Here is a 6,240-nt window from a genome sequence, read left to right as displayed (position 1 = left end):
GGAGCCCGCCGCGCGGCTGGAACAGCCCGTTCGGGGCGCCGTCGTCGGACGGGCGGTCGGGCAGGTTCGCCCCCGGCTCGCGGATGGGCAGCTCGCCCGGCCGGCGCGGCGGCTGCCGGTCGCCGGGCTGGTAGGGGTCGTCCGCCGGCGGGCGGGTCTCCTGCGCCCGGAGCCGGTCGCGCGGCGGGCGCCGCTCGATGGGCGGCGGCACCGCCGGCTGGGCGTCGGTGCCGGAGAAGCCGCCGACCGGGATCGGGCCGGTCTCGCCGATGATCGGCTGGGCGTCGGTGCCGCCGCGGAGCGAGCGCAGCGGCCCGGTGCCGCCGCCGACCATGGGGTGCCCGCCGGTCCCGCCGGACGGGGCGCCCATCGGCGACCCGGCGGCCCCGTAGCCGTCCTGCCGGAACGCGCCGCCCGCCGCGGCGGGCCGGTCGGCGGCCGTCGCGGTGAGCGGGGAGAGCTGGCCGTGCGAGCCGGACTCGCGGGGCCCGAGCCCGCGGGCGCCGATGCCGCCGGACTCGCCGGCGCTGATCGCGGCGTCCGGCAGCACGACGAACGCGGTGAGCCCGCCGCCCTGGGCGGCGCGCAGCTCGACCCGGATGCCGTGCCGGACGGCCAGGCGGCCGACCACGAACAGGCCCATGCGGCGGGCCGCGGAGAAGTCGATGACCGGCGGGTTCGCGAGCCGCCAGTTGGCCTGCTCCAGCTCCTCGGGCGACATGCCCACGCCGTTGTCGGTGATCTGCAGCATGCAGCCGCCGCCGCTGAGCATCTGCCCGGAGACGGTGACCTTGGTGTGCTCGGAGGAGAACACCGTCGCGTTCTCCACCAGCTCGGCCAGCAGGTGGACGAGGTCGTTGACGACGGGGCCGGTGACCGCCATGTCGCCTTGAACCCGGAGCGCGACCCGTTCGTACTGCTCCACCTCGGACAGCGACGCCCGGACGACGTCGATGAGCGGGACGGGCTTGTTCCAGCGCCGCACCTGCTCCTGGCCGCCGAGGACGAGGAGGTTCTCCGAGTTGCGCCGCATGCGGGTCGCCAGGTGGTCCAGCCGGAACAGGCTGGCGAGCTGCTCCTCGTCGCGCTCGCTCTGCTCCAGCTCCTCGATCAGCCGCAGCTGGCGCTCGATGAGCGACTGGCTGCGCCGGGAGAGGTTGACGAACATCGCGTTGATGTTGCCGCGCAGGACGGCCTCGTCGGCCGCGAGCCGGACCGCCTCGCGGTGGACCTCGTCGAAGGCCCGCGCGACCTGGCCGATCTCGTCGGTGGAGTCGATGTCGATCGGCTCGACCTCGATGCCGCCGGCGGCGGCCTCCGGATCGCGCAGCCGGTCGACCAGCCCGGGCAGCCGGGTGCTGGCGACGTCCAGCGCGCCGACCTGCAGCCGGCGCAGCGGCCGCACCAGCGACCGCGCCATCACGACCGTGATCAGCAGCACGATGGCCAGCAGCGCGGCGATGATGACCGCGTCGGTGATCGAGGACGTCCGGGCCGCCGCGCCCCTGTCGTCGCTCCTGGCCCTGATGTCGCTCGCCAGCCGCGTCTCGACCTCGCGCATCTTGTCGATCATGCTGGTCATCGAGTCGCGGAGCAGCTTGGGCGAGCGCGCGGTGCCGAGCGTGCGCGACAGCGGCCCGCCGGTGGTGGCGACGCCGGAGATGACGCGCTGCCGCAGCAGCCGGGCCTGGTCGATCTTGGTGCCGACGACGGTGTCCTCGTACAGCTGGACCTGCTCCAGCGTCGCGGAGTCGCGGAAGGCGGCGAGCTCGCTGTCCTCCTGCGCGCGCGCCGCCCGGAGCTCGTTCAGCTCGTCGGCCGCCAGCTGGCGGGACCGCGCGCCGACGAGGAGCAGGGCCCGCTCGCGCGAGACCGCCTCCTTGGCGCGGGCGAGGGCGCCGAGGGCCCGGCTCGCCTCCGCGAGCCGGTCGTCGGCCGCGTTCTGGGAGATACCGTCGAGGACCGCGATCAGCTCGTTGGCGGCCCCGGTGTACTTCTGCAGCACGATGAAGGCCGGCACCTTGGTACCGACGACCAGGGAGCGCAGGGCCGTGATCCCGTCCAGCCGGCTGAGCACCGCGCGGGCGTCGCGGACGGCCTCCGAGCCGTAGGAGCCGTCGATCGCGTTCGCGGCCGACCGCACCGCCGCGACCTGGGCGTCGGTCCGCCGCTCCTGGGCCTGCAGCTCCGGCAGCAGCGCGCCGGCGCGGCCGGCCGCGCTGTACTCGACGGCCATGTCGCGCTCGGCCGCGAACTCCTGCACGAACCGGGTGATCCCCTCGCCCAGCTCGGCCATCTGCTCGACCCGCCCGTACGCCTCCGCCTCGCTGAGGGAGCTGGAGATGCGCACCCCGGCGAGCACGACGGCGGCGACCGTCGGAACCAGGACCAGCACGATCAGCCGCTGTGGCACACGCCAGTTCCGCAGGCTCAGCCTGCTGCCTGACCGTGTCGAACGGTCCGACTGAACCTCGACGTTACCTGGTCGAGGACCGTCGCGACCTTCGTCGCTTGGTTGCATCCGCCGCTAACACCCTCTCCACACGATGTCGCACTCTCCGTGGCCTCATAGGCGCGCAGGGTTAAAGCGACCTCACCTCCACCCTCGGCGCACGACATTGCAGCACATTCCCGGATAGGCCGCAAAGGACCATAGGTCAGCGGTTATAGACCAATGGAGCGATCGTGACTTTATACCCATATGTCCGTTTTCCTGAGCATGGACGATCACGGACGGTGTCGGCGCGTACCGCAATACACCGGTCACGCACCGTAACATCGGCTGATGGCTCCATTCCTTTCGGTGAACGGAAGGGGAAAGTACATCGCAACCGGACCGTGACCAGTTACTCTCCGAATTGGAATGGCGCTGGATTGTCACCGGCGGCGTCCAATCAGGCCCTCCGGGAATGCCCCGGTGACTTCGGCGCGCCATTGGACGCCATATTCGACAACGCGGGAACCCGCAGCCCTGCGGGGTTCCGGGCGTCCCGGCGCCCGCGGCCGGGACGTCCGCCGGCGGGCGGCGGCGGCTCGACCAGGGGACCCTTCCCGGCGGCCGGGGAGCGGCGGGAGCCGTCCGGACACCGGCCGCCAGGACACAAGAAAGTCACGCAATTCGGAGCCAAACCACTCAAGTCGCACACTTCGCGATACCCTCCCTCGAACGTGATCTTCAGGCGTGGCGGTGCGGTGGCTACAGTCGTTCCCCTGGCTCACAAGTCCCGACCGGCGGCCCCGCCGAAGCAACTTCCCCCGCGAGTTAAGGAGTGCCCATGCGGCAATCCCTCCGTCTTTCAGCACTGGTCAGTGCCTTCGCCCTGGTCCTGTCCGCCGCGGCGGGCTGCGGCGACTCCGACGACTCCGCCTCGGGCGGCCAGGGTCTGGAGAAGGACACGATGACGGTGGCGGCCCTCCCGCTGGCCGACAACGTGGCGGTCTACATCGCCCAGAAGCAGAAGCTGTTCGAGGCCGAGGGCCTCAAGGTCGAGATCAAGCCCGTCCAGCAGAGCACCCAGGCCATCCCGGCGCTGATCAAGGGCGACGTGAACGTCATCGCCGGCGCCAACTACGTGTCGTTCCTGCAGGCCAACGAGAAGGGCACGCTCAAGCTGAGCGTGGTCGCCGAGGGCGCGACGCTGGCCTCGCACACCTTCGACCTGCTGGTCAAGTCCGACTCCAAGATCAAGACCCCCAAGGACCTGGAGGGCAAGAAGGTCGCGGTCAACATCCTGAACAACATCCAGTCGCTGACGCTGGACGCGATCCTGAAGGCCAACAACGTCGACGCCTCCAAGATCGAGTACGTGCAGGTGCCCTTCCCGCAGATGGCGACCGCCCTGGAGAAGGGCCAGGTCGACGCGATCCACGCCGTGGAGCCCTTCACCTCCGACACCGAGAAGAAGCTCGGCGCGCGGGTGGCCGTCGACGGCGGCTCCGAGCCGGTGACCGACCTGCCGATCAGCGGCTACGTCAGCACCCAGGAGTTCACCCAGAAGAACCCGAAGACGGCCGCGGCGTTCCAGCGGGCCATCATCAAGGCGCAGAAGCTCGCCACCGGCGACCGCAAGGTCGTCGAGCAGGCGCTGCCCACCTACACCAAGATCGACGCGAAGGTCGCCGGCGTCATCACGCTGCCGGGCTACCCGACCTCGCTGAACACCACCCGCATGCAGCGGACGGTGGACCTCATGCTGACGGCGGGCCTGCTCAAGCAGAAGCCCGACATGAAGTCCGTCCTGTTCCAGCCGACGTCCTGACCGGCGAGCACTGATTCCCCCATGGCACACCAGACGACGCCACCCCGTGGCCTCTCGCGTCCCGGCAAGTGGGCGCGGGGGGCCGCCGGGGTGGCGGTCCTGTTCCTGGCGAGCGAGCTGCTCGGCAGAGCCGGGATTGTGGACCGTTCCTATCTGCCGCCGGCCTCCACCGTGACCGCGCGCGCGGTCGAGCTGTTCGGCGACTCCGACTTCCTGTTCAACGTGCGCGTCACGCTCACCGCGTGGGCGCTCGGCATGCTGATCGCGATCGCCATCGCGGTCCCGCTCGGGCTGCTGCTCGGCAGCGTCCCCGCGGTGAACACCGCGGTCCGGGCCATCGTGGAGTTCCTGCGCCCGATCCCGTCGGTCGCGCTCATCCCGCTGGCCGGGCTGCTGCTCGGCTCCGGCCTCAGCATGGAGGTGCCGCTCATCGTCTACGCCTCCAGCTGGCCGATCCTGTTCAACACCATGTACGGGCTGCACGACGTCGACCCGACTGCGAAGGAGACGCTGCGCACCTTCGGTTTCAGCCGGTGGCAGGTGCTGCTGAAGGTCTCGCTGCCGAGCGCCGCCCCGTTCATCGCGACCGGCGTGCGGCTCGCCGCGGCGATCGCGCTGATCCTCGCCGTCAGCACCGAGATCCTCTCCGGGTTCGGCGACGGCCTCGGCATGTTCATCGCCCAGGCCGGCACCGTGCCGGACGGCAACACCGACGTCCTCGCCGGCACCGTGTGGGCCGGCACCATCGGACTGATCATCAACATGGTGCTGGTGCAGGCCGAGAACCGCGCGTTCCGGTGGCACAAGGCACAGGGGAGTGGTGCATCGTGACGGCGGCCGCCCTCACCGTGCGGGCCGCGCGCCCGCGCGGCGTCGCGGGCCGGCTGGTCCGCGGCCTGCTGCACCGCGCGCTCCCGCTGGTGGTCCTCATCGCCGGCTGGGAGGCCGCGACCCGCATCGCCGAGAGCCCGTTCTTCCCGCCGCCGTCCGACATCGTCGGCCGGATGCGGGAGATGTGGTTCTCCGGCCCGGCCGCGCACCTGTACTTCGGCGGGGACGCCGGCGACTCCATCGCGCCGAGCCTGAGCCGGATGGCCGTCGCGCTGCTGCTGTCGGTGGTGGCCGGCGTCGTGCTCGGCATCGCCATCGGCCGGTCCGAGCGCGTGCTCGCCTACCTCGACCCGATCCTGCAGTTCGCGCGCGCGATCCCGCCGCCGACGGTGGTGCCGGTCTTCATCGTGCTGTTCGACCTCGGCACCCAGATGCAGATCGCCTCGATCGTCTTCGGCGCCGTCTGGCCCGTCCTGCTCAACACCGTGGACGGGGTCCGCAGCGTGGACAAGACGCAGGCCGCCACGGCCGAGGTGTTCCGGCTGTCGGCCGCGGAGCGGATCCGGTTCCTCATCATCCCCGCGGCGCTGCCGAAGATCTTCGCGGGGCTGCGGCTGGCGCTGTCGCTCGGCCTCATCCTGATGGTCTTCTCCGAGCTGCTGCCGGGCACCTCCGACGGGCTCGGCTTCGAGCTGACGAACGCGCAGAGCCAGTCCGACCTCCCGACCATCTGGTCGGTGATCGTGCTGCTCGGCATCCTCGGCTACCTGTTCAACACCATCCTGCTCGCGGTGGAGCGGCGCACGCTCCGCTGGCACCGCGGGGCGCGAAAGGCAGATGAATGACGACGGAACTCACGGTCCGGGACGCGGTGTTCGACTACTGCCGGCGGGTCGGGATGACGACCGTCTTCGGCAACCCCGGCTCCACCGAGCTGCGCATGCTGCGCGACTTCCCCGCCGACTTCGAGTACGTGCTCGGGCTGCAGGAGATCGTGGCGGTGGGCGCGGCGGCGGGCCACGCCATCGGCACCGGCAACGCCGCCCTGGTCAACCTGCACTCCGCCGGCGGGGTGGGCAACGCGCTCGGCGCGGTCTTCACCGCCCACCGCGACCGGGTGCCGCTGGTCATCGTCGCGGGGCAGCAGACC

Annotated in this window: 5 protein-coding genes; 4 read left to right on the top strand and 1 reads right to left on the bottom strand. The window is 71.3% G+C overall.

The window, feature by feature from the left end:
• A partial coding sequence (locus tag ETD96_RS39520; RefSeq protein ID WP_171069459.1) for a sensor histidine kinase occupies positions 1 to 2,413 on the bottom strand: 2,413 nt, incomplete at its 3' end.
• An 862-nt stretch (positions 2,414 to 3,275) separates the two neighbouring features.
• On the opposite strand from ETD96_RS39520, the gene ETD96_RS39515 reads away from it, so the two are divergent.
• The 4 genes from ETD96_RS39515 to ETD96_RS39500 form a co-directional block, all read left to right on the top strand.
• Positions 3,276 to 4,259, top strand: coding sequence for an ABC transporter substrate-binding protein (locus tag ETD96_RS39515; protein WP_138641604.1), 984 nt, complete (start codon positions 3,276 to 3,278; stop codon positions 4,257 to 4,259).
• Positions 4,260 to 4,349: 90 nt separating this feature from the next.
• Positions 4,350 to 5,090: an ABC transporter permease gene (locus ETD96_RS39510; RefSeq protein WP_240808554.1), complete on the top strand. Its 741-nt coding sequence runs from the start codon at positions 4,350 to 4,352 to the stop codon at positions 5,088 to 5,090.
• Complete coding sequence (locus ETD96_RS39505) at positions 5,087 to 5,935, top strand: ABC transporter permease (RefSeq protein WP_240808553.1); 849 nt, start codon at positions 5,087 to 5,089, stop codon at positions 5,933 to 5,935. The genes ETD96_RS39510 and ETD96_RS39505 overlap by 4 nt, the downstream gene beginning before the upstream one ends.
• On the top strand, positions 5,932 to 6,240 hold a 309-nt coding region (locus tag ETD96_RS39500), incomplete at its 3' end, for a thiamine pyrophosphate-binding protein (protein WP_274704683.1). The genes ETD96_RS39505 and ETD96_RS39500, both read left to right, overlap by 4 nt.

Source organism: Actinomadura geliboluensis (genome assembly GCF_005889745.1).
GTDB classification, from domain to species: Bacteria; Actinomycetota; Actinomycetes; order Streptosporangiales; family Streptosporangiaceae; genus Spirillospora; species Spirillospora geliboluensis.
Note: the sequence above shows the minus strand (reverse complement) of the source record. Positions and strands in the feature narration are given on the sequence as shown.